General features: G+C 39.8%; 28 protein-coding genes and 3 riboswitches. Of the genes, 18 read left to right on the top strand and 10 right to left on the bottom strand.

Annotation, left to right across the window (positions count from 1 at the left end; all coding sequences use genetic code 11):
- Positions 1–147 precede the first annotated feature (147 nt).
- Complete coding sequence (locus NST57_RS06975) at positions 148–576, top strand: organic hydroperoxide resistance protein (RefSeq protein WP_017367099.1); 429 nt, start codon at positions 148–150, stop codon at positions 574–576.
- A 33-nt stretch (positions 577–609) separates the two neighbouring features.
- On the opposite strand, the gene NST57_RS06980 is transcribed toward NST57_RS06975, so the two are convergent.
- Complete coding sequence (locus NST57_RS06980) at positions 610–1056, bottom strand: MarR family winged helix-turn-helix transcriptional regulator (protein ID WP_341298312.1); 447 nt, start codon at positions 1054–1056, stop codon at positions 610–612.
- A gap of 161 nt (positions 1057–1217) precedes the next feature.
- Here NST57_RS06980 and NST57_RS06985 point away from each other — a divergent pair, with 161 nt between their 5' ends.
- Positions 1218–1637: an organic hydroperoxide resistance protein gene (locus NST57_RS06985; RefSeq protein ID WP_008346186.1), complete on the top strand. Its 420-nt coding sequence runs from the start codon at positions 1218–1220 to the stop codon at positions 1635–1637.
- A gap of 72 nt (positions 1638–1709) precedes the next feature.
- On the opposite strand, the gene NST57_RS06990 is transcribed toward NST57_RS06985, so the two are convergent.
- From NST57_RS06990 to NST57_RS07005, 4 genes are all read right to left on the bottom strand, one after another.
- Positions 1710–2180 (bottom strand): nucleoside deaminase, encoded by a 471-nt coding sequence (locus tag NST57_RS06990; RefSeq protein ID WP_008346184.1) that lies wholly within the window; start codon positions 2178–2180, stop codon positions 1710–1712.
- Positions 2181–2322: 142 nt separating this feature from the next.
- Positions 2323–4611 (bottom strand): 5-methyltetrahydropteroyltriglutamate--homocysteine S-methyltransferase, encoded by a 2289-nt coding sequence (metE, locus tag NST57_RS06995; RefSeq protein ID WP_341298313.1) that lies wholly within the window; start codon positions 4609–4611, stop codon positions 2323–2325.
- 156 nt (positions 4612–4767) lie between these two features.
- Positions 4768–4960: riboswitch (cobalamin riboswitch) on the bottom strand.
- Between the two features lie 112 nt (positions 4961–5072).
- On the bottom strand, positions 5073–6032 hold the full coding sequence (locus NST57_RS07000; RefSeq protein ID WP_025207227.1) for a S8 family peptidase: 960 nt from the start codon (positions 6030–6032) through the stop codon (positions 5073–5075).
- A 376-nt stretch (positions 6033–6408) separates the two neighbouring features.
- Complete coding sequence (locus NST57_RS07005; RefSeq protein ID WP_341299196.1) at positions 6409–6888, bottom strand: GNAT family N-acetyltransferase; 480 nt, start codon at positions 6886–6888, stop codon at positions 6409–6411.
- Positions 6889–7108: 220 nt separating this feature from the next.
- Between NST57_RS07005 and NST57_RS07010 the strand changes: the two genes are divergently transcribed.
- From NST57_RS07010 to NST57_RS07040, 7 genes are all read left to right on the top strand, one after another.
- Entirely contained in the window at positions 7109–7795 is a 687-nt protein-coding gene (locus tag NST57_RS07010; RefSeq protein ID WP_251185950.1) for a response regulator transcription factor, read from the top strand.
- A gap of 3 nt (positions 7796–7798) precedes the next feature.
- Positions 7799–9148 (top strand): ATP-binding protein, encoded by a 1350-nt coding sequence (locus NST57_RS07015; RefSeq protein ID WP_142154857.1) that lies wholly within the window; start codon positions 7799–7801, stop codon positions 9146–9148.
- 66 nt (positions 9149–9214) lie between these two features.
- Positions 9215–9904 carry a PepSY domain-containing protein gene (locus NST57_RS07020; protein WP_142154858.1) on the top strand — a complete coding sequence of 230 codons (690 nt, stop codon included), beginning with the start codon at positions 9215–9217 and terminating at the stop codon, positions 9902–9904.
- A 93-nt stretch (positions 9905–9997) separates the two neighbouring features.
- Entirely contained in the window at positions 9998–10516 is a 519-nt protein-coding gene (locus NST57_RS07025; protein WP_142154859.1) for a PepSY domain-containing protein, read from the top strand.
- A 175-nt stretch (positions 10517–10691) separates the two neighbouring features.
- A complete protein-coding gene (locus NST57_RS07030; protein ID WP_008346168.1) occupies positions 10692–10835 on the top strand; it encodes a hypothetical protein in 144 nt (47 codons plus the stop codon).
- 131 nt (positions 10836–10966) lie between these two features.
- Positions 10967–11130: riboswitch (M-box (ykoK) riboswitch) on the top strand.
- Between the two features lie 207 nt (positions 11131–11337).
- Positions 11338–12696 (top strand): magnesium transporter, encoded by a 1359-nt coding sequence (gene mgtE / locus NST57_RS07035; RefSeq protein WP_007498785.1) that lies wholly within the window; start codon positions 11338–11340, stop codon positions 12694–12696.
- A gap of 103 nt (positions 12697–12799) precedes the next feature.
- The gene (locus tag NST57_RS07040; RefSeq protein WP_341298314.1) at positions 12800–13198 is read left to right on the top strand and encodes a hypothetical protein; all 399 of its coding nucleotides are present in this window, start codon (positions 12800–12802) and stop codon (positions 13196–13198) included.
- Between the two features lie 133 nt (positions 13199–13331).
- Here the strand turns inward: NST57_RS07040 and NST57_RS07045 are convergent, their stop codons facing one another.
- Positions 13332–14195: a LysR family transcriptional regulator gene (locus tag NST57_RS07045; protein WP_008346160.1), complete on the bottom strand. Its 864-nt coding sequence runs from the start codon at positions 14193–14195 to the stop codon at positions 13332–13334.
- Between the two features lie 202 nt (positions 14196–14397).
- On the opposite strand from NST57_RS07045, the gene NST57_RS07050 reads away from it, so the two are divergent.
- Complete coding sequence (locus tag NST57_RS07050; RefSeq protein WP_341298315.1) at positions 14398–14760, top strand: cupin domain-containing protein; 363 nt, start codon at positions 14398–14400, stop codon at positions 14758–14760.
- Positions 14761–15001: 241 nt separating this feature from the next.
- Here the strand turns inward: NST57_RS07050 and NST57_RS07055 are convergent, their stop codons facing one another.
- On the bottom strand, positions 15002–15331 hold the full coding sequence (locus NST57_RS07055; RefSeq protein ID WP_007498778.1) for a MerR family transcriptional regulator: 330 nt from the start codon (positions 15329–15331) through the stop codon (positions 15002–15004).
- Between the two features lie 192 nt (positions 15332–15523).
- Between NST57_RS07055 and NST57_RS07060 the strand changes: the two genes are divergently transcribed.
- From NST57_RS07060 to NST57_RS07070, 3 genes are all read left to right on the top strand, one after another.
- Positions 15524–15679: a hypothetical protein gene (locus NST57_RS07060; protein WP_200831215.1), complete on the top strand. Its 156-nt coding sequence runs from the start codon at positions 15524–15526 to the stop codon at positions 15677–15679.
- A 38-nt stretch (positions 15680–15717) separates the two neighbouring features.
- Positions 15718–15882: a hypothetical protein gene (locus NST57_RS07065; protein WP_008346148.1), complete on the top strand. Its 165-nt coding sequence runs from the start codon at positions 15718–15720 to the stop codon at positions 15880–15882.
- Between the two features lie 356 nt (positions 15883–16238).
- A complete protein-coding gene (locus tag NST57_RS07070; RefSeq protein ID WP_088004396.1) occupies positions 16239–16703 on the top strand; it encodes a MarR family winged helix-turn-helix transcriptional regulator in 465 nt (154 codons plus the stop codon).
- A 30-nt stretch (positions 16704–16733) separates the two neighbouring features.
- Here NST57_RS07070 and NST57_RS07075 read toward each other — a convergent pair whose 3' ends face one another.
- Complete coding sequence (locus NST57_RS07075; RefSeq protein ID WP_341298316.1) at positions 16734–19157, bottom strand: EAL domain-containing protein; 2424 nt, start codon at positions 19155–19157, stop codon at positions 16734–16736.
- A gap of 248 nt (positions 19158–19405) precedes the next feature.
- Here NST57_RS07075 and NST57_RS07080 point away from each other — a divergent pair, with 248 nt between their 5' ends.
- From NST57_RS07080 to NST57_RS07095, 4 genes are all read left to right on the top strand, one after another.
- On the top strand, positions 19406–20020 hold the full coding sequence (locus tag NST57_RS07080) for a DedA family protein (protein WP_039169164.1): 615 nt from the start codon (positions 19406–19408) through the stop codon (positions 20018–20020).
- 78 nt (positions 20021–20098) lie between these two features.
- Positions 20099–20269, top strand: a riboswitch (yybP-ykoY riboswitch).
- A gap of 32 nt (positions 20270–20301) precedes the next feature.
- The gene (locus tag NST57_RS07085; RefSeq protein WP_341298317.1) at positions 20302–21093 is read left to right on the top strand and encodes a TerC family protein; all 792 of its coding nucleotides are present in this window, start codon (positions 20302–20304) and stop codon (positions 21091–21093) included.
- A gap of 214 nt (positions 21094–21307) precedes the next feature.
- Complete coding sequence (sigI, locus tag NST57_RS07090) at positions 21308–22063, top strand: RNA polymerase sigma factor SigI (protein WP_008346139.1); 756 nt, start codon at positions 21308–21310, stop codon at positions 22061–22063.
- Positions 22060–23253 carry an anti-sigma-I factor RsgI family protein gene (locus tag NST57_RS07095; protein ID WP_341298318.1) on the top strand — a complete coding sequence of 398 codons (1194 nt, stop codon included), beginning with the start codon at positions 22060–22062 and terminating at the stop codon, positions 23251–23253. The genes sigI and NST57_RS07095 overlap by 4 nt, the downstream gene beginning before the upstream one ends.
- A gap of 39 nt (positions 23254–23292) precedes the next feature.
- Here NST57_RS07095 and NST57_RS07100 read toward each other — a convergent pair whose 3' ends face one another.
- Both NST57_RS07100 and NST57_RS07105 read right to left on the bottom strand, forming a co-directional pair.
- A complete protein-coding gene (locus NST57_RS07100) occupies positions 23293–23487 on the bottom strand; it encodes a small, acid-soluble spore protein, alpha/beta type (RefSeq protein WP_142154865.1) in 195 nt (64 codons plus the stop codon).
- A gap of 124 nt (positions 23488–23611) precedes the next feature.
- The gene (locus tag NST57_RS07105) at positions 23612–24328 is read right to left on the bottom strand and encodes a DUF1836 domain-containing protein (RefSeq protein ID WP_142154866.1); all 717 of its coding nucleotides are present in this window, start codon (positions 24326–24328) and stop codon (positions 23612–23614) included.
- Positions 24329–24606: 278 nt separating this feature from the next.
- Here NST57_RS07105 and htpX point away from each other — a divergent pair, with 278 nt between their 5' ends.
- Entirely contained in the window at positions 24607–25506 is a 900-nt protein-coding gene (gene htpX / locus NST57_RS07110) for a protease HtpX (RefSeq protein ID WP_142154867.1), read from the top strand.
- Positions 25507–25525: the final 19 nt, after the last annotated feature.

Consider the following 25525-nt stretch of genomic DNA (forward strand, 5'->3'; position numbering starts at 1 on the left):
GACCGCTTCAATCATCGTAGGTTGCACATTCATAAAAATAAAAAATGGAGGAAAGATGAAAGTGAGTGTTTTTCATTGACTCTCGAATTTAAATTGTGTACAATTCAATTGTAGAAAATATTAATAGAGCGAAAGAGGGTTATATTCATGTCAGAAGTTTTATTTACTGCAACGGTATCAGCTGTAGGAGGAAGAGAAGGTAAGGTTGTTTCAACAGATGGTGTACTAGAGCATGATGTAGCAATGCCAGGAACGCCAAGAGCGAAAAAGCTTGAGAAAGCAACGAATCCAGAGCAATTATTCGCAGCGGGCTATTCTGCATGTTTTGATTCAGCCCTTCAAATGGTCGCAAGACAAGAGCGTATCCGTTTTGAAAGCGAAGTAACGGCACATGTAAGCTTAGTCAAAGACAGTTCAGACGGCGGTTTCAAATTAGGTGTCAAATTAGAAGTAAAAGGAACTGGAATTGAGCAATCTGCACTTGATGAACTTGTTCATAAAGCACACGGCGTTTGCCCATACTCAAAAGCAACGCAAGGAAACATTGAAGTAGAATTAGTAGCTGTCGCTCAATAATAGACATCAAAAAAAGGCTGAGGGAATATTCCCTCAGCCTTTTGATTGTGTTAATTTTTGCAAAAGCTCATGTAAAGAAGCGCGAAGTGTTTTCAGCTCTTCTTCTGACCTGCCTGTTCCAGACAGCATTTGAAATGGAATCGAAGTGGCCTTCTCTTGTAAAGCTTCTCCATATTCTGTTAAACGAATTTGGACAGAACGTTCATCCTCTTTCGAACGTTCACGGATGATGAGTCGATTTTGTTCCATTCGTTTTAGCATAGGTGTGAGTGTACCGGAGTCTAAATAGAGAAGCTCTCCCATTGTTTTCACATTTAAAGTCCCATGCTCCCATAATAAAAGCAGTGCCAAATATTGTGGGTACGTGATATTTAACTCTTCTAATAATGGTTTATACTGCTTCGTCATTTCTCTTGAACTTGCATATAACAAGAAACAAAGCTGATTTTCCAGCTTCATATGTTCAAATTCATTTGTCATATTTGTCACCAACTATTTTTTGTCATACTTATCATTGTATAAGATTTTCTTCCTTTTTAAAATAAATACAGACTAAAAATGAAAAATTCTTCAATGTGCCATAAATGTTTGAGCAACGAATAGAACGTGAAAGGTATAAGTAGAAGAAGGAGGAGATCAAGATGAAACCATTATTTACTGCAAAAGTAAAAGCACAGCACGGAAGAGCAGGACATGTTCGTTCGGATGATGGTGTGCTTGACCACAACATTGTGATGCCAAACGCAAAGAAAGATGGAGAAACTGGTACGAATCCTGAGCAATTATTTGCAGCGGGTTATGCGGCCTGCTTCGGAGGGGCGCTTGAACAAGTCGCCAAGAAGCAAGGTGTCGAAATTGAATCAGAAGTAGAAGGACATGTCAGTCTATTAAAAGATGAAAGTGATGGCGGTTTTAAACTTGGCGTGAAGCTGATTGTTTCCGCTAAAGGGCTTGACCATGACAAAGCGAAAGAGCTTGTTGAGGCTGCACATGAATTCTGTCCATATTCAAAAGCAACAAGAGGAAACATCGAAGTAGAGCTTGAAGTGGCGGAATCATGAAAAGAAAAAAAGGGCTAAAAATGAAGCCCTTTGTCCGTTTACTGATACCTGCTGTTGAGCAGGTGTCTTTTTTTAATATTCTTTCTTTTTGTCGTATGTGTCCCATGCTTCAAATGGAGCAAGGGTTTTTTGAAGGGTCAGCTGGTAAAATGGAATGTTTCTTGATTCGTATTCTTTGTTGATTTCTTCATAAATAAAGGAGTCATCAAAACCAGAAGTCGCTGCATCCTTGTGTCCAGCGGCAAAATATACGGCCTTTGGTCTAGCCCAATAGATAGCACCAAGACACATTGGACAAGGCTCACAGCTTGTATACAAAATACAGTCTTCTAATTGGTATGTATGTAGTGTTTGGCACGCCTTTCGAATGGCTGTCACTTCTGCATGTGCGGTTGGATCATTACTCGTTGTGACATTGTTGCTTCCCTCTGCAATAATCTGACCGTCTTTGACAATGACCGCTCCAAAAGGGCCGCCTGTGCCACTATTTACTCCTTCTACTGCAAGATCAATTGCGCGTTGTAAAAAAGCTTCGTGATTCATTGTCTTCCTCCCTTTGTTCGACTGACTTCTCTAGTATAAACGAATCATGATAGAAAAGGAATCATTGTAGGAGGAGACCGATCAGGACAATTTACGGATAAAAAACCCCTGCCAAATGTTCAGCAGGGGAAGAGTGAGTTAATTATGCGTGCTGCGCTAGCTTTTTACGAGCGACTTCAGCAGCTGTCACCATGTTTTTCAAAGCAGCAATGGTTTCAGGTTCTTGTCTTGTTTTCAGTCCACAGTCAGGGTTCACCCAGAAGCGATCTGTCGGACAGACGTTCAGTGCATCATCAATGATTTTACTCATTTCTTCAACAGCTGGAACGCGCGGGCTGTGGATGTCATATACCCCAAGTCCAAGGCCTTTCAAATACGGGTGTTTTTCTAAATAATCGAGGAACCCGCCATGACTGCGTGAATGTTCAATCGTAATCACGTCTGCATCAAGGTCTTCAATCGTATCAACAATATCCTCGAAATTGCTGTAGCACATATGTGTATGAATTTGCGTTTCATTTTGAACAGACGATGTCGATAGACGGAATGACTCTGCTGCCCAGTTTAAGTATGCTGCCCAATCACTCTCTTTTAAAGGAAGACCTTCTCTTAGCGCAGGTTCATCCACTTGAATCACTTGAATACCCGCTGCTTCTAACGCTTCTACCTCTTTACGTAAAGCAAAAGCGATTTGGAAGGCAATGTCTTTACGAGAGATATCTGTTCTTGGGAAAGACCAGTTTAAGATCGTGACAGGCCCTGTCAGCATTCCTTTGACTTTTTTCTCCGTTAAGCTTTGAGCGTAAACCGTCTCTTTCACTGTCATTGGCTCTGTAAATTCTACATCTCCATAAATGATCGGCGGCTTCACGCAGCGTGATCCATACGACTGGACCCAAGCGAATTTTGTAAAGGCAAATCCAGCGAGTTTTTCACCGAAGTATTCAACCATGTCTGTACGTTCAAATTCTCCATGAACGAGTACATCTAGGCCAATCTCTTCTTGAATATCAATCCATCTTTTTGTTTCTTTTTTAATAAATTCATCATACTCTGCATCTGTCCACTCATTTTTGCGCCATTTTTGACGAGCACTGCGCACCTCAGCTGACTGAGGGAAGCTTCCGATTGTTGTGGTTGGAAGAAGCGGCAGTTCAAGAGATTCATTTTGAATGCGTAGTCGTTCTTCAAAAGCAACTGGACGTTTAAAATCTTTTGATGAAAGACTGTTGCGCTCTGCTGTCAGGTCCGCATTCGTTCCTTTCGCGAATTCTTTTAACGTCAGAAGTGCTTCATTTGCTGCATGGATGTCTGCATCAATGGCAGCCGCTCCTTTTGATAAGCCTTCTTTTAATAGCGTTAATTCAGCCAGCTTTTCAGTGGCATAAGAAAGTCCGTTTAATAGTTTTTCTTCAAGCTGTTCGCTCGGATGTTTTGCAACTGGTACATGTAGCAGGCTGCTTGAAGGCTGTAGCCATACTTCTTTCGGCTGCACGTCAGCAATCACTTCAGAAATAAACGATAATCTTTCTCCTAGATCTGATCTCCAAATATTTCTGCCGTCAATGATGCCGGCTGCTAAAATTTTATCTTTTGGGAAGCCATGCTTTTTCAATTGTTCAAGGTTTCTTCCTTGATCATGGACAAAATCAAGACCGATGGCTTCAACTGGATACGTGACAAGCTCTTCATAGGCATCTACTGAGTCAAAGTATGTTTGAAGCAGAACGTTTAAGGCAGGTACAGCTTCTTTAATCGTTTGATAAATGGCTTTTACTGCTTTCACGTCTTCACTTGAAGCTGTGACTAAAGCAGGTTCATCAATTTGAACCCATTTTACACCGGCTTCTTCAAGCTCTTTTAACAACTGAGTATAAAGCGGCACGAGACGCTGCTGAATCTCTTTCACTTCATTGGCTTCATAGCCTTTAGAAAGTGCGACAAATGTATAAAGGCCAAGAACCACAGGTTTTGTTTCAACACCAAACGCTTTTTTCACCTTTTCGTATGCTTCAAGCGGTTTGTTATGTGTGAGTTTGAATTCTGTGCTTTTTTCGTATTCTGGAACGATGTAGTGATAGTTTGTATTAAACCATTTTGTCATTTCACTTGAGACAGCATCTTTTGTTCCTCTTGCTATCGCAAAGTATGTATCTAGTGGGTCTTTCAAGCTGCGGAAGCGCTCTGGAATCCAATTGAACATAACGGCAGTATCCAGCACGTGATCATAGAATGTGAAGTCTCCAGAAGGAACAACGTCAATTTGTTGATCAATTTGAGTTTTAATAGCGGCTAAAAATTGTTCATCGAGTGTGCTTAAGAGGGTTTCTCGGTCAGTTTGACCTTTCCAATAAGACTCAAGTGCTTTTTTCCATTCTCTGTTTAAACCAATTCGCGGGAAACCTAAATTACTTGTTTTAACAATTGTCAATTCCAATTCCTCCTCTAAATATAAAAAGACATTCACACTCATGATCAAGATTGATGAGGGCAAATGTCTGGTTTAAAAAGACAAAATGTGTGTGCGAAAGAAGGCGTAAGTATCAATGACGAACGCTTTTCCGACATCTCCTATCAACCGTAGGGGGTTTGATGTGATAGAGCGGCTGGTATCCTGGCTCGCGAATCTGCAAGCTTTTCATCCTTCCCATCCTCATGACAGTGGATTATTAACGAAAAGCTCTCCTCACTTACAGTGGCGGGACCGCGCCGGATTTTCACCGGTCTTCCCAATTAAAATTCGACGTGTGATCGAATTACCGACTCTCAAACTATGAATTTATTGTGTTCGATTATATAACGTTCACTTCATTTCGTCAAAGTAAATTTTGAATAATTTTAATTAAAAAAATCCTGAGAAAATTCTATCTTTTCTCAGGACCTAACATGTACCTATAGAGACAAAAGTTCTGCTTCCAATGTTTTCTCAAGAAGCACATCTGGTGCAGTTAAATATAAAAACCCGTTTCCTACAAGGGTTTTCGTTTGTTTTAGCGGAAGAGTTCTCCGTACGAGCTGAGCATATACCTCAGGTTCTGTCAGCTTACGCTGGAACGCTTCTTCTTCGGCATTTTTAATAATGGCGAGTGCACCGCTCACATGAGGGGCAGCCATGGAAGTGCCTGTTAGTCTTCCGTATTTATGGTTAGGGAGAGTGGATAAAATGTCTTCACCTGGAGCGACGAGGTCGATTTCTTTATTCGCATTGGAAAATTCAGAGGATTCTCTTGCAAGGGAGACAGAGCCGACGGCAATGACTTCATTGTATGCAGCTGGGTAGGAGAACTCTTCAGTACGCTCGTCTCCGTCACCTTCATTTCCTGCTGCGCAGACAACAAGAACACCGCTGCTTACCGCATGTTGGATGGCCTTTTGCAGTTCTGGTTCATTGCTTGGCCCACCGAGAGACATGGAAATGATATCAACCTTCTGCTCAACCGCATAGTTAATGCCATTGATAATCCATTCGTATTTCCCGCTGCCATTTTTCCCTCCGAGGACTTTCACGATCAACAGCTTGGCTTCAGGCGCAACACCTAAAATGCCGCCATTTTGATCCGTTGCTGCAATCGTTCCAGATACATGGGTACCATGCCCATTGTAGTCTTTTACATTCTCAGCATCTCCATTGTCATCATCGGTAAAGTTTTTTCCTCCGATAATCTGATCTTTTAAATCGGGATGCTCCGTGTCGCAACCTGTATCAAGGACAGCAATGGTTATGCCTTTTCCTTTGAAGCCACTTGACCAAAGTTCGGGTGCTTTAATCTCCTGAATACTTTCCGGCGTCTCTTTCGCTTCCATCACATTGGCTTTTACTTCATACGGAATTAAGCGAATTTCACCTTTCATAAGAAAGCCCTCCTTATTTTGTTTTCAAAGTAGATTCAGGTTGCGTAATGTTATTGTATAAAACAAATGTTTGATCGGAAAGGGTCAATTGTAATAATTTTTCAAATAATCAAATAATTATTCAATGTGCAGTTCTCCTCATATCTTGCCGAAAGAGGTCACCTTTTGAGGAAAACTCTTAGTATCATATGAAAAAGAAGGAAATGCTGCATAGTGAGCTTGTACCTGTACAGATGAAAATGGGTGAAAAGAACTAAAAAAGATGATCTTGCAAAACAACAAAATTAATTGATAGGTGAGTAGTGAGGAGAAGGGAGAACGAGAAAACATTTTCCCCAAAAAACATTTTATTCTCTAGAGTTCGTTTCATGGACAGTTAGGTTAACAGCAAATTCATAATAATCTGTTCACCAATTGGGCCAGTTTTTCTTCCACCTGTATCCTGAAAGCCTATTTGTGTATATAGAGTCTGGGCAGGGATATTTTGATGATTCACAGCCAGTACGATCTCGTTATAGGTAGGAAATTCAGAGGTGACGAATGGTTTTAATAACGACATGGCCTGTTTGGCATACCCTTTTCTTTGCTGCTTCTGATGCATAGATAATGAAGTTAACAACAAAGCGTTTGGGTTATTTGAATAATCTTTAACACGATCTGTAGCATGTAATACAAAGAAGCCAACCGGTTCCTTCTCATTCAGGATCACAATTCTGTATTGTCCTTCAGTGAACTCAAAATATTCACTCGGTAAAGCGGTGAATTTTTCTTGTTCTTTGTTTAGATTAAAAGACGTTAAACCCTCTATATATGCCTCTGAAAAGTGTGCTAATGTGATATTATCATTTCTCATCATCAAGTAAAGTTCCTCCTTGTCATAACTATAAATAAACTCAAAAAGCATAACCTATATGTAAGGTGATCATCTCTTGATTTTAGAACGTAAGTTCCTTTTTGTCGATAATAAACTATTTTCTTTTGAATAATAATATATGAAGATTGTGACTGTTCCAATGGAGAAAGGCAACATATAATAATGGAAAGACAAGCTTGCCTTTTAGATAGGAGAGATAGAGATGAACAAAGGGAAGATACTCGTGGTCGAAGATGAAAAGAAAATTGCAAGAGTGCTGTCATTAGAACTTGAATATGAAGGATATGAGGTCACAGTCCAAGATACAGGGATGAAAGGACTCCAGGCGCTCGAGGAGGAGAGTTTTGATTTAGTGCTTCTAGATGTCATGCTTCCAGAATTAAGCGGACTTGAAGTGCTTAGAAGGGTTCGAAAGACAAATACGGCAACACCGATCATTTTGATTACCGCAAGAGGAAGTGTTCCCGATAAGGTCAGCGGTCTTGATCTTGGGGCAAACGATTATATTACAAAACCCTTTGACATAGAAGAATTATTAGCGCGAATTCGTGCACAGCTGAGGTTCAATCACAATGCGCAAGAGGAAAAGGACATTGAGCTAAGTATTGCAGATTTAACGGTGAATGAGAAAACAAGAGAAATTCAAAGAGGCGATCAGACGCTTGAGCTGACACCGAGAGAATATGACCTGCTTGTTCATTTATTGAAACATCAGCAGCAAGTGCTCACAAGAGATCAGCTTTTAACAGCTGTTTGGGGTTTTGACTATTTTGGTGACACGAACGTGGTTGATGTCTATATTCGCTATTTAAGGAAAAAAATCGATTACCCGTTTGAAAAACAATTGATTCACACAGTGAGAGGTGTGGGTTATGTGATGAAAGGATAAAGCATGAGATTAAAAAATAAGATCCAGCTTTATACATCGTTGTCCTTGTTTTTAATGGTGCTGCTGTTTCATACAGCGATTTATTTTATTTTTTCAATGACCTTGACGCAAAAAGATATGTCACGGTTGTCGGAAGTAGCTGAAAATATTGCGATTGCACTAAAGAAGTCAGAAGAAGAGGGCCTTCCATCTTCAGAGCTTCTGAAAGCGTATCTGCCTCAAAATGGTATGATCCGTGTCGTCACAGAGAAAGGTGAATCAAAGCTGACCGTCACGAAGGAATCTACGTTTAGCTCACTTCCTTTTACATACGAATCTGGTCAGACAGCGGAAATTCAAGAATACAATAAGAATATGATTGCGTTCGCGGCTATCCCTGTCATTTGGACAAATGGGGACATTGTGTCGCTGCAAGTATATGAAGAAATTGAAAATACAGAAGAGAACTTGGCGTTATTAAAAATGATTTTAATCGCTACTGGCGTTTTGTTTATTGTGCTTTCTTATTTTGCAGGCCACATTTTAACAAAACAAATTGTCCGCCCAATTAGTCGAATGACCAATACGATGAAAGCAAGTATGAGAGAAAAGGCGTTTAAACGAATTGAATTAACAGGCGATTCAAAGGATGAACTGTATCAAATGGGTCAAACCTTTAATGAAATGGCCGAAATTCTCGAGAAACATTATGAGAAAGAGCAGCAATTTTTACACGATGCTTCTCATGAATTGAAAACACCCATTACCGTCATCATGAGCTACAGCAATTTACTAAAACGCTGGGGGCAAAGCCGGCCAGAGGTCGTAGAAGAATCCTCTCAAGCCATTCATGATGAGGCAAAAAAAATGAAAAGGCTGACAGATCAACTACTCACACTGGCGAAAAATGGGCAGCCGCTTTACTTGGACATGAAGCCGGTTGATCTTGGTCATTTGTGCAGCCAAGTTGGCCATACACTTGAAGTGGCAACCAATCGAACCATCCTTACTCATATACAAGCGGGTCAGCCTGTTATTGCTGAAGGAGACGAAGAGAAGATCAAACAGCTTTTGACCATCTTGATTGATAATGCGGTTAAATATAGTGCAGAGCCAGTTGATGTGAACTGCGGACGAGCAGGAGAGAAACCGTTTATTTCGGTTGTTGACAAAGGAATTGGCATAAAAAAAGAGGATCTGCCGAAAATCTTTGACCGCTTTTTCCGTGTGGATGAAGCGAGAAACAGTGAGACGGGCGGGACTGGACTTGGCCTGTCAATTGCGAAGCAAATGGCTGAAGAGCATGGGGCTGAGCTAAAGGTAGACAGCCGTATCGGTGAAGGAACCGTAATGACCATTCTTTTTCAGAAATAAGTAGGTCTTTTCTCATCAATTTCTCATTTCCTCCTTATAAAATAGGAAATAGGAAGGAGGCGCTGCATGTCTAGAAAAATGAAAATGCTGCTTACGCTCGTAGGATGTCTTTTCATTCTTGTGGCTTTTGCAATGCTCATGATTCAAACCATTGACAAAAAAATATTAAGCGAAGCAGACATTAAAAAAATCATCGCAAAAGACTACAATGGAAACATCACAAATATTGATCTGATCAATCATAAACAGGACTATACATTGACGCTTGAAAATTCAAATGGCATCTATCAAATCATTGCATCTTCCTCAAGCGGTCAAATGAAAGAGATGAAACAGTTAAAGAGCTATCAAAAACCAAATGAGAAAAATGCCGAACTCCAAGCAGAAGAAGTGGCAGTGAAAAAAGTGAAGGGTACCGTGATTCAAAAGAAAGAAAAATCGGATCGCTTTATCTTTACGATTCAATCAAAAAAAGAACTGTATCAAGTGGATGTTGAGAAAGACACGTTCAAGGTGATTGAAGCAGAAAAGAAACAGCCAACCTCTAAAGAAAAGAAGCTGACAAAAATAACGGTAGAAGAAGCCATTCAGATTGCCGTAAAAGAAGTGGGCGGCACAGTGGATGATGCGGATCTTGAAACTTTTAGCGGAATGCTCGTGTTTGAGGTAGAGCTCGATTTGCCGGATGGAAGAGAGGCAGAGGTGTTAGTGAATGCCTATACAGGAGATATTGAAGGCATTACGTACGAAAACTAATCATTTTCTCATGATTTTCTCATGTTCCTTTCCTTCCTTTATCATCTTGTTTTTTTAAGATAAAGGAGAAATCAAACAGAGGAGGAATTAAACATGATAAAAAAAGTACTAGTAGCTACAGCATTCACAGGAGCACTTGTCGCAAGTGGTTTCACGCTTCAAGCGCAAAATACAAATCAAACGGCAAATGCCGAACAAGTGGTGCAAAAGAAATCTTCATTTGTCTCAAAGAAACAGGCTGAAAAAGCGGCATTAAAAGTTGTGAAAGGCTATGTAGATGATGTAGATCTTGAGCGTAAAAAAGGAAAATGGGTATATGAGGTCGAGATTAAAAAAGGCGGCTTTGAATATAAAGTATATGTCGATGCCAAAACAGGCAAAGCGCTCAATGATCCAGTCAAAGAAAAGAAACAAAATGTAAAAATCACCAAAAAACAGGCTGAACAAATTGCCCTTGCAAAAGTAAAAGGAACCGTCACAGATTCAGAATTAGATAAAGAAAATGGTGTGTACTTGTATGAAATTGAAATTACGACACCAAGCGGTGAAGAAGTTGATTTTGAGATTTCCGCTAAAACAGGCAAAATCCTCAAGCAAGAATGGGACGATTAAGCCATAAATGAACCTTTGAGCGTGATAGAAAACCTTTTGCAGCCCTAGGAAGGGCGAGTACTGGCGCGGAGCGAATTTGACATTCGTGAGCACCAGCACGCACATGCTGAACCTTACACTTTTATGTGTAAGGTTTTTTCATTGGGACAAACTACTGGAAAGGAGGCGAGAGAATATGATGAAGAAAAAAGAAGAAGAACAGACGATGGATCGTGCGGAATATGTTCCCCATCCTGATGGAGAAGGATATGCTTTGTTTTTGCATGATTCCTTTCATCTCCTCTCCCAAGAGGATATGAATCAGCCGGAAGAAGAATAAAAGACATGAAAGGGCGATGGTCAACTTGTCGATCGCTCTTTTTTTGAAAAGAAAGCGAATACATCAGGAAACTTGGCATCTTGCTTATTGACATCATTGCGCTTTTTCTGTAATCTCAGTGTGTCAACAATATGAGACTTCGTTAGGTGAGGCTCCTGTATGGAGATACGCTGCTGCCCAAAAATGTCCAAAGACGCCAATGGGTCAACAGGAATCATCGACATAAGGTGATTTTTAATGCAGCTGGATTAATCCTATGCCATACAGTGCTAAAGCTCTACGATTGAAGGAGCAAGTGTTTATTTGTCATGCTTACAAAGCGCCTTCATTCGGTTGAAGGTGCTTTTTTATGAGAAAAGGAGGTGTGGGGATGGATCATCCCGATTCGAGACACATAGAGAGTATGTCAAAAGATCAGATTGACGCATCAGATAGAGGAGATCCTGACCCCCGCACAATCTAAGGGATTCGGGTATCTCCTGATTTTGGGGAGGTAACAGCGATGATACAGAACATTACGTACGATGAACTCATTTTACGCATCATTATTTTACTAAGAGATGGAAAACGTAAAGAATTTAAAAACATTATGGAAGAACTTCAGCCTTATGATATGGCCTACTTATTCAAGGAGCTTCCAGAAAAACACCGCGGCCGTTTTCTCAGCTTTTTAACAGTCGATGACGTGACAGAAATGATGGGTGAACTGGAGCGGGAATATCAAGAGATAGTTCTTGAAAAAGTAGGGAAAGACAAAGCTACCTTCGTCACAAACAAAATGGATAATGATGATCTAGCCAATTTGTTTGATGAGATGGAGGATGAGCTGAAGGATCAGCTTTTATCTAACATGGAGGCAGAGGAATCCAAGGCCGTCCAGCTTCTCATGAATTACCCTGCTGAGACAGCAGGCCGGATCATGACCAACCGGTACGTTTGGATTCCGCAGCATTATACGGTTCAGGATGCCGTGGTGAAGCTGAAAAGCTTTGCTGAAATTGCCGAATCGATCAACTACTTATATGTCATAAATGATCAAAAACAGCTTGTAGGGGTACTCTCATACAGGGATCTTATTTTAGGTGAACCGGATGAAAAAGTGCAGGATCTTATGTTTACACGAGTCATTGCCGTTGGTGCCTTTCAAGATCAGGAAGAAATCGCAAAGCTCATTGAACGATATGATTTCCTTGCCATCCCTGTTGTAGAAGAGAACAATGTCCTAGTCGGAATTGTGACAGTCGATGATATCATTGATGTTGTGATTCAAGAGGCAGGAGAAGACTATGAAAAGTTTGCTGCCTCTGGTAAAGATATCACGTTCGACACACCGGCATTTGTGGCGGCATACCGCCGTCTTCCATGGCTCATTTTGCTCCTATTCATTGGGCTGATTTCAGGCAGTATCTTGAATTATTTTGAAGATACCCTGCAGCAAGTCGTTGCTTTAGCATTCTTCATGCCGATGATTGCAGGTATGACAGGGAATACAGGGACACAGTCTCTAGCGGTTGTCATTAGAGGATTGTCAAAAGAAGAATTAACGAAAAAAACCATTATGCGCTTGATTTTCAGAGAGCTGAGAACAAGTATTTATATTGGGATTGTTTGTTCAATCATTATTACGGTCGTTGCCATGGTATGGCAGGGCAATATGATTTTAGGTTTTGTTGTTGGTTCCTCGCTTCTTGCAACACTGATTATTGGGACAATGGCAGGTACGGTCGTGCCGATTATTTTACACAGATTAAACGTGGACCCAGCCATTGCATCTGGACCACTGATCACAACATTGAATGATATTTTATCCTTACTCATCTATTTTGGAATTGCAACAGCATTTCTTCATACACTGATGTAGTCAAAAGAGACTGTAAAATGTAACGTTTTACAGTCTTTTTTGAATAAAGATTGCATATAGCGCTTCCATCCTTTACATTTTAAGGAGAAGGTGGGAGAGAAAAATGAAGAAGTGTTTATTCATTTTCATGTGCATTGTTTTGCTAAGTGCATGTTCAAGAGAAGACGAGGGGAAAGACAGAAGACTTGTGGCATCAGAGCATATGCTTGAAGCGATAACTGAAGGAAATAAACGAAAAATGGAAAATGTCTATGTCGAAGGCGCTGTCCCAAGCCCCAATGACATTCTTAAATCGAAAAAAGAATGGGGAATTGATACGCTTTCTTATGAAGATTTTCAATTGGAAGAAGCCAGCATCCACGTCTTTCATGCGAATTATAAAGATGCAAACACTGGAGAAAAAAAGGCGCTTGCCTTTCGGGTGAAAGAAGATCCTGAAAAAGGCGGTGTACGGATTGACTTTGTAGGGGTCGTTGAAGGAACTGACGCTTCATCTAATTAAAAAGAATGATGATAAGTCAGGCATAAGTTAAGATGATGTAAAAGGATAGAAGAGCTGAAAGAATGTCGCTCTATCTATCCTCTTTTTTTTATCACAAATGATCTTATTTATGAAAACAATGATCTGTCTCAGATCACATATTCGTAATACCTACTAACTCCATAAATTGTGACAGGGCACTGGTCATGTACGAATCACGTCGCCTTATTAACACAGTGGGCACGATTCGATGTGGTTCTGGTAATGGATGACAGGTAAATTTACCTTGCCCCCGAGATTCAACCATAGATTTTGGTAATACAGTCACTCCTAGCCCGCTTTCAACACATTTAAGGACGCCCTCTAACGTACCATATTCCATGACCTTCATAGGAGGATACCCATTGTTCTCTAGCCACTTTTGCCATCGTCCTACATAAATACAATGGGCGAATGACGAGAGCAATGGTTCATGTAAAATGGATTCTACCTGGAATTGCTCCGTGGAGTAGCTTGTAATGAGAACGAGGGATTCTTCCAAAACAGGATACTCAATGATTTCTGGATGAAGAATTGGCCCATCTACCAAGGCGCCGTCTACTTTGTAGTTGAGGATAGCGCTAACCTGATCGACTGTAGGTGCCATATACAAGCTCAATTCAACTTGTGGAAATTTTTTGTAATATTCTGTGAAGATGCTGGGCAATCTTGTAGATGCGGTAGACTCTATAGATCCAATGTGTAAAGATCCCCGCGGAGTAGAGGAAAGCTTAACTGCCTCTATCGCTTCTTCGTAATCGTATAGTAATTTATTTACATAGGGCAGCAGTTCACGTCCTGCAGGCGTTAAAGATATTTTCTTATGATATCGATAGAGAAGAGGAACACCTAACTCTTGTTCAAGACGTTGGATTCTTGCGGTGACATTGGACTGCACATAATTTAATTTTTGAGCAGCTTTTGTGATGCTTTGTTCAATGGCAACGGCTTTAAATACTTCCAAAGATTTAATATCCAAACTAACTCTCCTTTTGCATCATAATTTGTGATGATCTATATGCTATTTTTTGATTTTACGTGATCCAATGAAGTATGTAAACTGAATGATAGAAGAGGTTGATGCTCATTGCGTCCCTTTTATCTGATCGAGAGGAGAAAATGAGAATTTTTTAGCTATGACAATTAAAACAGACGTTTCTATTTAATGAGGAGGGAATCAGTTGATTTCAAAGGTAAATATCGAAGAAAAATTTTCGCAAATAAATGATTATTGGAATCCTAGAATAAGTGGAGAGTTGAACGAATCATACATGAAAATGGTGAAAATTAAGGGTGAATTCATTTGGCATCACCATGATAATGAGGATGAAATGTTCTTTGTGTGGAAAGGCAATCTAGTCATCCGTTTTAGGGATAGGGAAATAACGCTTAATGAAGGAGAATTTCTTGTGATTCCAAAAGGAGTTGAACATCAGCCAATTGCTGAAGAAGAAGTTCACTTGCTCTTAATTGAACCCAAAACGACGCTAAACACGGGGAATGTGCTCAATGAACGAACTGTTTCGATTCCTGAACAAATTTGAAAAACTAAATCGTTAAAGATCAAGTATCCTAGGTGATAAATAGTTGAATGGTTGTTTTAGCTAATAACGAGGCTGCAATTGCTGCCTCGTTTTGCTGTTTCAATGATTCATTGGCTTTCGTTGTCTGAAATAGACTCTTCTGCAAGAATCGGTCTTTGGGTAAGTTCGTGCTTTCATCGTTTCATATTCAGGTCGATCAGGTGCTAAGTCAATTTTGCCGAGTAAGCGATTTTTATTTAGTTCATCGATTTTTGTACCGGAAGTGTGCGTTAATTTGACCTTCCAGCATTTTTTTCTTATATTGTCCGCTTTTTAATGCCTGTTCTTTTTTCTTCATGTCTTTTAAAATTTCCGCTGTCTGCACACCATCTTCCCGTTTGTTGGCGATATCCATTAAACGTTCTACATCAGAAAAAGAATATTTTCGTGTGCCTCTTGTTGAGCGCTGGGGATAGATGAGTTTCCGTTCCTCATAATATCGGATTTGCCTGACGGAAAGCCCTGTTAATTCACTGACAATCCCGATTGAAATGACTTTTTTATCTTTATAAGATACATCTTCCTGCGTCATATCCTCACCCCTGCAAGTCTTTTCTTCATATTATATCGAACAGTCAGTAAAAAAACCTAACGTTTGTTAGATAATATAACACAAAAATGAAAAAAGTGAAAAACAATGGAAGGAAAATTAACATATAACGTGCAAATCATGTCACGTGAACATATGATAATAAAAAGAAAAAATGAGGAGGAGGCGCACTTGATGGAGAAAACACAGATCATTCGTATGGCAAAAGAAATCATCGCATTAGATGTGAAGAGGGATGAACTGCTGGAGCAGTTCATGAAGGCTGCGGGTCAGAATGCACATGCTCTTCTTAGAGCCGTACAAAATGATTTGTATAAAAAGTCCTCATAAGCACCCGATCCATATCCATTGATAGGAGGGGAGATGTCGTGCGGCGTATATTAAAAGAAGCTTTAGCGAAAGAAAGACATTATTATACGAAGCAGCTTTGCTCACTTGGGGTGTATAGCCCTGATATGACCAAGAACATGACAATTAGTGACTTAAAAAAAGAGTATCATTTCTTTTTCAACAAAACAGACCGCTATCTTTAACATCCCTTATCATGTGCACTGTCACATGAAGGGTTCTTTTTTGCGTGTTTAATATTATAGCAATATTGAATTTTGTAGAAATTTGACGAATCAAATGTAAGGAAATATAGAGCCTTTACAGATTATGTTAAAATTTGTCGTAACTTGATGGTTTGCTGGAAAAGCTTTTTTTCGAGATGATTGTGAAAAATAAGAAGGATTTTAAAAGTTTATATCGAAATCTTATACATAACACGAATGGAGTCACTTATGTGGTTGAAAGGGTTTTCAAAAACGTACTTCTATTTTTTACGAAAGGCTCCAACTGCACCGCAAGAAAGCCTTGAAGTTAAAAAAATATTATAAGAGGTAGATATGTGATGAGACTATCGTTTAATGAAGAAGAAGTAGAACGTTCAATGACGCTTTACAAAGTTTTTGCAAGGGCATTTAAAAGCGTTTCCGAACACAGTATTAGAGACAGCAAGGAGCATGGATTCAATCCAACTGAATTTGCCGTTCTCGAATTACTGTATACGAGAGGTGCTCAAAAACTTCAGCAAATCGGCTCAAGACTCCTGCTTGTCAGCGGGAATGTTACGTACGTAATTGACAAGTTAGAACGAAATGGTTTCATTGAAAGAGAACAGGACCCAAAGGATAAACGGTCAGTTTATGCCCATTTAACGGATAAAGGGCGCAGTTATCTAGATAAAATTTATCCAATCCATTCTCTTCGAATTGCGCGGGCGTTTTCTGGTCTTTCGCGTGAAGAACAGGAGCAATTAATTAGTCTGCTGAAAAAAGCAGGTATTCACAGTCAGCATTTGTTATTTAGATAAAAAGAAAAGGTGCCATGGTTGGCACCTTTTTTATGTATCCAGCTGATGAGCAGGATAGGCGATAAATTTCTCAATATCACTAGCTGGAAGTGGCTTGGCATAATAAAAGCCTTGTAGATCGTCACAGCCCTGCGCAGATAAAAGTTGCGCTTGTGCAAAAGTTTCAACACCTTCAGCAATGACTTCTAGAGATAGCTGGTGCCCCATTGCAATAATAGCCCCTGTGATTTGCTCAGACTTTGAATCGCTCAAAATATCCTCGATAAATGATTTATCAATTTTCAGTCGGTGAATCGGCAAATCCTTCAAATAGCTTAAAGAGCTGTGGCCTGTACCAAAATCATCAATACTAATACGGACGCCAAGATGTTTTAGAGACGTCAGTACCTGTTTTGACTGCTTGATGTTGTCCATTGTCATGCTTTCTGTCACTTCAAGCTCAAGAAGTGATGGTTGAAGGTCGTATTTTTTTAGCGTTAGTTTGATCAAATCAATTAAGTCTTCAGAGTTAAACTGCTTAGCAGATAAATTGACCGCTACAGGAATTTTCAATTGCTTGTCATACCACAATTTTGCCTGCTGACATGCTGTGTCAATGACCCACCTTCCAATATCGATGATCAGGCCGGATTCTTCAGCAAGTTCAATGAAAGCCTCGGGTGATTTTAGAGAACCGTCTGGTGCTTTCATTCTTAAAAGGGCCTCAACACCTGTCATCTGTCTTGTTTTGGCGCTGATTTGCGGCTGATAATGAAGCACAAACTGCTTTCTTTGAATGGCATCTCGTAGCTCCAGTTCGCGATTAAGTCTGTCCTCACTCAATCTCTCCATAGATTCAGTAAAGAATTCATAGCGGCTTTGTTTATGTTTCTTTGATAAATACATGGCCATATCTGCTTTTCTCATCAATTCCATACCATTCTTTCCGTTTTGCGGAGAGATGGCGATTCCAATACTAATGGATGTAATGAGCTGATGGTTTTGAATGAAAAAAGGACGTTCAAATTGGCGAATGATGTTTTTCAAAAGCTGTTCAATTTTATGTGTGTTATGCTCCATGTGAGGAAAGATCATTAAAAATTCATCCCCGCCAATTCTTGCAATAAAGCCATTGTCAGGCAAACATTTGGTTAGTCTGTTTGCGGCGGCTTTCAACAGCAGATCGCCTATGTTATGACCAAGGGCATCATTAATAATTTTAAACCGATTTAAATCAAGAAAAAGAACAGCCGTTGACGTTTTTGTCTCTTCTTGAGCGGATAAAACATCATTTAAATGATTAATTCCGTGACGACGGTTCGGAAGTTCAGTTAGTGCATCATAATGTGCCATCACATGAATTTCTTTTTCAGCAATCTTCTGCTGGGTTAAATCCTTAAAAACGAGATAAATGCTGTCAAGTGTATGGTTGACGTGTACGGGTATGTATGTAACATGATAATAATAAAAACGATCTGCTGCTTTCAGTTCTGCTTCACGCGTAATTGCTTTTTTTGATTGATAAATAAAGTCTTCCCACATCTCAGTCGGCATGACGTATTGACTCACATCATCACCAATCCAGGAATTGCACATTTTCAAAATGTGTTTGCCTGGGTCATTAGCAGATATCACTTTTCGATCAACAGATAACACGATAATCCCATCTATATTATGTTTGATCAGTGATTGGAACCGCTGTTCATTTTCTTTTAGCTGATCTGATTGTGACATAATCCGGTGATCAATATAGGCGCCGAAAATCATGAGTGATTGGACGATAAGTGTCATCAGGCCGATGAAAATGGACAGGCTGAATGGTGACATTTCAAGAGAACCACCCGCAGCGACCTGACCATCTGAATGAAAAAACATCGTCGAAGACGCCATGCCAGTGTAATGCATGCCCGCAATAGCACCGCCCATCATTAGTGCACCCGCTATTTTTAACAGCTGATCCTCCCGCCTTTTCTCAGAGCGATGGAGCCGGAAAAAAAGGTGTAATGAAAAGAATGAAGCGAGCGCACCAATAAAAAACGAAAGAAAAAAGAGAACAGGATCATAGCTGATGGTGACATTGGCCATTGATTCCAATCCGAGGTAGTGCATGCTGCAAATAGCTGAGCCCATCGTGATCGAACTAATCAAAAGTCGTCTTGTGGAAAGCTGCTGCTGAATACATATTGAAAAAGCAATGAAAGAACCGATAAAAGAGGCCAAAATCGATAAAATGAGTAAGGGTGTTTCATATGTGATACCAGAGCGTAGATGAAACGCCATCATGCCAATAAAATGCATCGACCATATTCCCATCCCCATGATCATCGCACCAATGATCAACCATACTCTTTTCTTTGCGCCGCTTGACTGGATCACCTGGCTGGCTAATTGAAGAGCTGAGTAGGAGGCGACAGCGGCGACAGCGACTGACAGAAAGACAAGCCATCCATTGTAGCTTCCTGTTAAATGTGTCATGTAAGAAAACCTCCTGTATCTAAAAGCAGACATATACTTAATATATCGGATCAAGTGTCGCCTGTGTTCACTTTTCCTTTACTTAAAAAGGGCATTCAGTATTTTTTTTGAACATTTTTTATAGTAAAATCAGATTTAATGTAAAAAAACGAAGAAAAGTGAATCGTTTTTGGTTTTTTATTCGTTTAATAGGTGGCACGGTACGATTTGCAAGCATAGCCTGTCAAACTGATTATGTGTGAAAGGGATTGATAAACATCGAAGATTTTATTATTTCATTAGCTGATGCTTTTAAGAATTTGTCGTACTTCGGCATCTTTCTTGCATTATGCATTGAATTTGTTCCTGCTGAAGTGGTGTTGCCTCTTGCAGGTTACTGGGTCTCAAAAGGGGACATGGCCTTCATCGGTGTTGTGGCTGCCGGTTCTATTGGCGGGGTGGCTGGCCCTTTGACCTTGTACTGGTTAGGGCGTTATGGAGGCAGACCCTTTTTAAATAAATATGGGAAGTATTTCTTTGTGAAACCTGAGTCACTTGATAAATCGGATGCCTTTTTTGAAAAGCATGGCGGATTTGTTGCGTTTAGCGGCCGGTTTATTCCAGGTGTCAGAACCCTTATTTCCATTCCGTGCGGGATTGCGAAGATGAATGTGTGGGTTTTTTGCCTGTATACGTTTTTGGCGATTACGCCGATTACATTTGTATACGTTTATCTAGGATTTGTCCTTGGGGAGAACTGGCAAGAGGTTGGAACCATTTTAGAACCATATGTATTGCCAATTGGGATCGGTGTGCTCTTGTTGTTTGTTGTCTACGTGTGGCTAAAACGAAGAAAAAGAAAAACAGAAACACCAACGGCTTAATCAATGGGTGAAGATAAAAAGTCATCTGTTGACAATCCGGGGTCTGTTGATTATGATATAAGTAATCTAAATATTCTTAATCCCACCAAAGGGGAGTAGCGTCCGGTTTTTACCGGAAACAAAGTCGTCATTACATGGAACCTCATTCCATCGGCTTTGTTGGCATGATTTACATATCACATGTCTAGCAAGACCTTTGCCATTTCAGGCAAAGGTCTTTTTTGCATTCATAAGCCTATGTCTGTTGTGGGACAATAGATAAAAAATAAGGAGGAATGATGATGGATGCAGCAATTATTTTAGAGTACGGGTGGGTTCTTCTCGTATTGATTGGATTAGAAGGGATTTTAGCAGCTGATAATGCGCTGGTTATGGCTGTGATGGTCAAACACCTTCCTGAAAAACAAAGAAAAAAGGCATTGTTTTACGGACTTGCGGGAGCATTTGTCATGCGATTTGGTTCTCTTTTTCTTATTTCGTTTTTAGTAGATGTGTGGCAAGTTCAAGCCATTGGCGCAATTTATCTTCTATATATTTCGATTCACCATATTTTAAAATCGCACGTATTTAAGAAAAAGGAAGCAGATACAAACATGAAACAAAGCGGCTTTTGGGCAACTGTCGTGAAAGTTGAGCTTGCTGACATTGCATTTGCAGTAGATTCTATTTTAGCAGCCGTTGCATTAGCTGTGACTCTGCCAGCAACAAATCTTCCACAAATTGGTGGTCTTGATGGCGGTCAATTTATTGTCATTCTATTGGGCGGTATCATTGGTCTAGTGATCATGAGGTTTGCGGCGACTGTATTTGTGAAACTGCTTAAAACGAGACCAAGCCTAGAAACAGCAGCATTTGTCATTGTCGGATGGGTTGGCGTGAAGCTGACGCTCTATACACTTTCTCATCCAGCCATAGGGATCGTGTCCTCTCATTTCATTCATTCAACATTATGGAAAGTCATTTTCTGGACGGTTCTTCTCACAATTGCAGCATTTGGCTGGTTTTTATCAAGTCCATCAAGAAAAGGCGGCCAGCAAAACGAGGAAAAACAAGAGATGCGGCTGGAAAAGTAGGTTTTTTGAAAGAAATATCATTTCATTTTCATAACACGTATATTACAAAAAAGGGGGGATACCCCCTTATTTCTTTGCTTTTAAACGAAACGTTGTAAAGTAGATAAAGAAATACATGTCACAATTGAGTAACAGGAAATGAATTCCTCATTTCTTCCTTTGCGCTTCCCTCATAAATTAGCTATCATAAATGAGTAATATAGGGAGAACTGAGGTGAAACCATTGCTTAGCCTTTTGTTTAAAAAGGGAAAGAAAAAGCAAACATTAGAGCAGTCGGCAATCAACATCCAACAGGGTGATACCGAGCTGCAAAATGCATTAATAGAGCAATACAAACCATTTGTCGCTAAGACGGTTTCATCCGTTTGTAAACGATATATAGATGAAAAAGATGATGAATTCAGCGTAGGCTTAATTGCCTTTAATGAAGCGATAGAAAAATACTCTGCCGAAAAAGGCAACTCACTCCTTGCATTTGCGGAGTTAATTATTAAAAGAAAAGTAATCGACTATATTCGAAAAGAAGCAAGAAACGCGCCAACGGTTCAAATGGACCTTCAAGAAAGTGAGAATGGCGAATACTCGCAAAGCATGATTGAAGCAGAGCTTTCTGCAAATGAATATAGGCGTTTAATTGAACAAGAACATAGAAGAGAAGAGATTGAACATTTTAAAGAACGATTGAAAGTATATGGTCTTACGTTTCAAGAACTGCTTGAGCATTCACCAAAGCATGCGGATGCGAGACAAAATGCCATTAAAGTGGCCCATACACTCGTTAAGCACGATGAACTGAGAACCATTTTATTTCAGAAAAAACAATTGCCAGTCAAACAGCTGGAAAAGCTAGTGGAAGTCAGCCGCAAAACGATTGAGAGAAATAGAAAATATATTATTGCGATGGCGATCATTATGACAGGTGATTATGTGTATTTGAAAGATTACCTTAAAGGGGTGCTTAATTCATGAGAAGAGGCATTATAGTAGAGAAAAACAAAAAATATGTCACACTGCTGACCCCTGATGGACAATTTCTGCGGACAAAGTATGAACAGCAAGACTATGAAATCGGTCAAGAAGTGACGTTTCCGAATGAATCACGTCTCGAAAGAAAAAGAGCCGGTTTTTTTGACCTGCTTCGTTTACGTCCGTTAAATGCAGGAATTCTATCAATTGCAGCAATTATTGTCGTGATTTTCACTATGATGCCATCTTTCTCAAGTCAAAAAGCGTATGCATATATGACGATTGACATTAACCCAAGCTTTGAGCTGAAACTCGATCACAATTATCAAGTGATCGGTGTCACTCCGCTGAATAAAGATGCGAAGCAAGTACTGGCCAGTATGAAAGATTTAGAAAAAAACGACATGACCAAAGTCGTGCAGGAAATCATCGATGATTGTGATAAAAAAGGTTACGTGAACGACTCTAAAAGCATTTATATTTCAACTGTTTATGAAAACAAGCAGGATCATACATACAAAACAAACGTAAAAAGTAAAATCAGCACCATCTCGGGGGAATATCAAAAGCGCAATTATAAGCTCGAAACTGTGGAAGGTGACCTGGAAACAAGAGAAAAGGCACAAAAAGCAGGCATTTCAACAGGAACTTATATTAGAAATCAAGAAATGCAAGACAACGAACAAGAGGACGTTAAAAAAGAAGATGAAGATCCAGCAGATGACGAGGCTGTCAAAGAAGAAGAGCCGAAAAATGCTGATGAAGATCAAAAAGACGAAGACAAAAAAGAAGACATAAAGACAGACGATAGCGATGAGATGCAGCCAGATAAAGAAGCTCCTGAAGGCGAAGACAAAGAGCAGAAGGAAGTTGAGAGGGAAGAGCAAGGTTCTGTTCAAAAGCCTCACCAAACAAGCCCTAATCTTGACAACAAAGAGAAAAAGGGAAAAGAAGAAAAGGATCGCTCTTTTGAAAAAGACAAAGAGCAAAAAAAAAATCACTCAACTGATCCAGATGAAAAAAAACATCCAAACGGCACATCACGTGGTGATACTGAAAAGCATGTAAAAAAAAACGACAGTGGTCAGAATCGTCCGTACGGCGAACGTAACAGAGATGACGTCAAACAAAAAGGAAAAAACACGCCGCCCTCATACCGTGAAAACCGGGATGAGCCTACATATGAACAGTAAAAAAACGCCAGAATAGTTCCGGCGTATTTCACCATGTCTTTATTTAGTTGAATGGCCCATTTGAGATTGCGCCTGCTGGACGAGTCTTTTTGTAATTTCGCCGCCAACAGAACCGTTTGCACGTGCGACTGTATCTGAACCGAGAGTCACGCCAAATTCTTGAGCGATCTCGTATTTAAATTGATCTAAAGCTTGTTCTACTCCAGGAACAAGAAGTTGATTTCGATTTGCCATCACATATTCCTCCTTTCACCTCATGTTTGTTGCGCCTTCTTATTTTGAAAAAAACAGCCTGCAATTATGCTGGCAATTGCTGCACAAAAAAGCCGAGGTGATGAAGTTCACCTCGGGTTCATGTTTAAGCCTTTTTTAGCTGTAGCGTATTAAACATCATTTCTTGCGCTGTGCTTTGCAAGTGAGAAGTGAAAACGGAGAAAACTGTAGAACTGATAATGCCTTTAATCAAGTTCCATTGTGGTTTCGTCAATTCTATAAAATCTTCATGAAGCTTGTCCGTCTGCTCTTCTGTCATTTCTCGTAAATTCGTTTCCTTTAATGGAAAATGTGTATGATGATAAATAAAATCAAGGACGTGCGCATATGCTTCATAAAAACGGATAGGGCTGATAACATCATCCGTTCGATCTGTGATCGTATTAAATAAGGCAGATAAGATCGTGCGAATAGAATCAAAATCAAAAACTGATTTTAAATCCCGGACAATTAATAAAATAACGACTTGATCAATGGAGTACTTCTTGCCAAGCTCTGGATGGCCGATCATATCCTTAATATCGCGCTTGATCCAGTTTTGAATGGCTGTCGATTTAAGAGAAGTCAGCTCACACAAGTTGCCAAGCTCAACGATTTCGTTCGTTGAAAGCCCGTGTTCTGATTTTTGCTTCCGCCGTTCGAGTTTTTCAAAAAACGAAGGGATTTTTAATTCATCATATTCATGTTCCTTATCGCTTTTTACAGATAAATTCAAAAGCTGAAGCGGAGTCAGATCTCCCTCGCCTTTTAGAGAATACAGAAGTCTCGTCATGTCAATTCTCGTTAATTTAAAAGTCACCATGTTCCACCTCATTTGTACGTCAAAAACGTGATTATTGATCTAATTCAACATCATAATCTCTTTTTGATGAAAATGCAAAATAAACTAAAACAGGACAGCTGCGTCACAGTTTGTTCACTTTTTAGTGAATAGAAGTAGCGTAATCATTGAAATGACGAGGATTAAGCCAGTATGATAAACATAGAAAACGATTCCTTTTTCCTTGCAATTTGAGACGTTTATTTTTATAATTTTATTAATAAGTTCAAATGAACTTAATATGACAGCGGAGGTTATGTATGGGTAAAAGAATATTTCTGTTTATATTAACGAACATTCTTGTTATCACTACGATTGGTATTGTCCTATCGGTTATTAGTGCAACGACTGGTGTTGGTTCTTATATAGGAGCAGACGGAAGACTTAATATCCTTTATCTTCTTGTATTCAGTGCAGTTGTTGGTTTTGTAGGCTCGTTTATGTCACTAGCGATGTCTCGCTGGATGGCAAAAATGATGATGGGTGTGCGTGTGTTAAATCCAAAAAAGGATTCATTAACATATGATGAGCAGCAGCTTGTTGACCGCGTTCACAGACTATCAAGAGCAGCAGGCCTTTCTAAAATGCCTGAGGTCGGTATTTACCAATCATCTGAAGTAAATGCTTTTGCGACAGGTCCTTCTAAAAGAAGATCGCTTGTTGCCGTATCAACTGGATTGCTTCATGAAATGGATGATGCAGCGGTTGAAGGGGTTATCGCCCACGAAGTCGCTCACGTTGCGAACGGGGACATGGTCACAATGACGTTACTGCAAGGGATCGTCAACACATTTGTTGTCTTCCTTTCAAGAATTGCGGCATGGATCGCAAGCCGTTTCGTTTCACGTGAAGAGCTTGTGCCAGTTGTTCACTTTATTGCTGTGATCGTCTTCCAAATCATTTTCTCTATCTTAGGAAGCCTTGTCGTATTTGCTTACTCTAGACATCGTGAATTCCATGCAGACCGCGGCGGTGCGGACCTTGCAGGAAAAGATAAAATGATTCATGCGCTTCGTTCACTAGAGGCGTATACATCAAGAATCAAAGATGATGATCAAACAGCTGTTGCTACATTAAAAATCAGTGGTAAAAGAAAAGCTTCACTTTTCTCAACACACCCTGATTTAAACGAAAGAATTAGAAGACTCGAAGCAAAATAAGAAAGATCAAAAGACATTC

The sequence above is a fragment of the Bacillus sp. FSL M8-0077 genome, assembly GCF_038050255.1.
GTDB lineage: Bacteria > Bacillota > Bacilli > Bacillales > Bacillaceae > Bacillus > Bacillus altitudinis.

Coding starts and splice junctions, on each gene's coding strand:
- NST57_RS06975 (WP_017367099.1), top strand. CDS start 148: ATGTCAGAAGTTTTATTTACTGCAACGGTATCAGCTGTAGGAGGAAGA.
- NST57_RS06980 (WP_341298312.1), bottom strand. CDS start 1,056: ATGACAAATGAATTTGAACATATGAAGCTGGAAAATCAGCTTTGTTTC.
- NST57_RS06985 (WP_008346186.1), top strand. CDS start 1,218: ATGAAACCATTATTTACTGCAAAAGTAAAAGCACAGCACGGAAGAGCA.
- NST57_RS06990 (WP_008346184.1), bottom strand. CDS start 2,180: ATGAATCACGAAGCTTTTTTACAACGCGCAATTGATCTTGCAGTAGAA.
- NST57_RS07000 (WP_025207227.1), bottom strand. CDS start 6,032: ATGAAAGGTGAAATTCGCTTAATTCCGTATGAAGTAAAAGCCAATGTG.
- NST57_RS07005 (WP_341299196.1), bottom strand. CDS start 6,888: ATGATGAGAAATGATAATATCACATTAGCACACTTTTCAGAGGCATAT.
- NST57_RS07010 (WP_251185950.1), top strand. CDS start 7,109: ATGAACAAAGGGAAGATACTCGTGGTCGAAGATGAAAAGAAAATTGCA.
- NST57_RS07015 (WP_142154857.1), top strand. CDS start 7,799: ATGAGATTAAAAAATAAGATCCAGCTTTATACATCGTTGTCCTTGTTT.
- NST57_RS07020 (WP_142154858.1), top strand. CDS start 9,215: ATGTCTAGAAAAATGAAAATGCTGCTTACGCTCGTAGGATGTCTTTTC.
- NST57_RS07025 (WP_142154859.1), top strand. CDS start 9,998: ATGATAAAAAAAGTACTAGTAGCTACAGCATTCACAGGAGCACTTGTC.
- NST57_RS07030 (WP_008346168.1), top strand. CDS start 10,692: ATGATGAAGAAAAAAGAAGAAGAACAGACGATGGATCGTGCGGAATAT.
- mgtE (WP_007498785.1), top strand. CDS start 11,338: ATGATACAGAACATTACGTACGATGAACTCATTTTACGCATCATTATT.
- NST57_RS07040 (WP_341298314.1), top strand. CDS start 12,800: ATGAAGAAGTGTTTATTCATTTTCATGTGCATTGTTTTGCTAAGTGCA.
- NST57_RS07055 (WP_007498778.1), bottom strand. CDS start 15,331: ATGACGCAGGAAGATGTATCTTATAAAGATAAAAAAGTCATTTCAATC.
- NST57_RS07060 (WP_200831215.1), top strand. CDS start 15,524: ATGGAGAAAACACAGATCATTCGTATGGCAAAAGAAATCATCGCATTA.
- NST57_RS07075 (WP_341298316.1), bottom strand. CDS start 19,157: ATGACACATTTAACAGGAAGCTACAATGGATGGCTTGTCTTTCTGTCA.
- NST57_RS07085 (WP_341298317.1), top strand. CDS start 20,302: ATGGATGCAGCAATTATTTTAGAGTACGGGTGGGTTCTTCTCGTATTG.
- NST57_RS07095 (WP_341298318.1), top strand. CDS start 22,060: ATGAGAAGAGGCATTATAGTAGAGAAAAACAAAAAATATGTCACACTG.
- NST57_RS07100 (WP_142154865.1), bottom strand. CDS start 23,487: ATGGCAAATCGAAATCAACTTCTTGTTCCTGGAGTAGAACAAGCTTTA.
- NST57_RS07105 (WP_142154866.1), bottom strand. CDS start 24,328: ATGGTGACTTTTAAATTAACGAGAATTGACATGACGAGACTTCTGTAT.
- htpX (WP_142154867.1), top strand. CDS start 24,607: ATGGGTAAAAGAATATTTCTGTTTATATTAACGAACATTCTTGTTATC.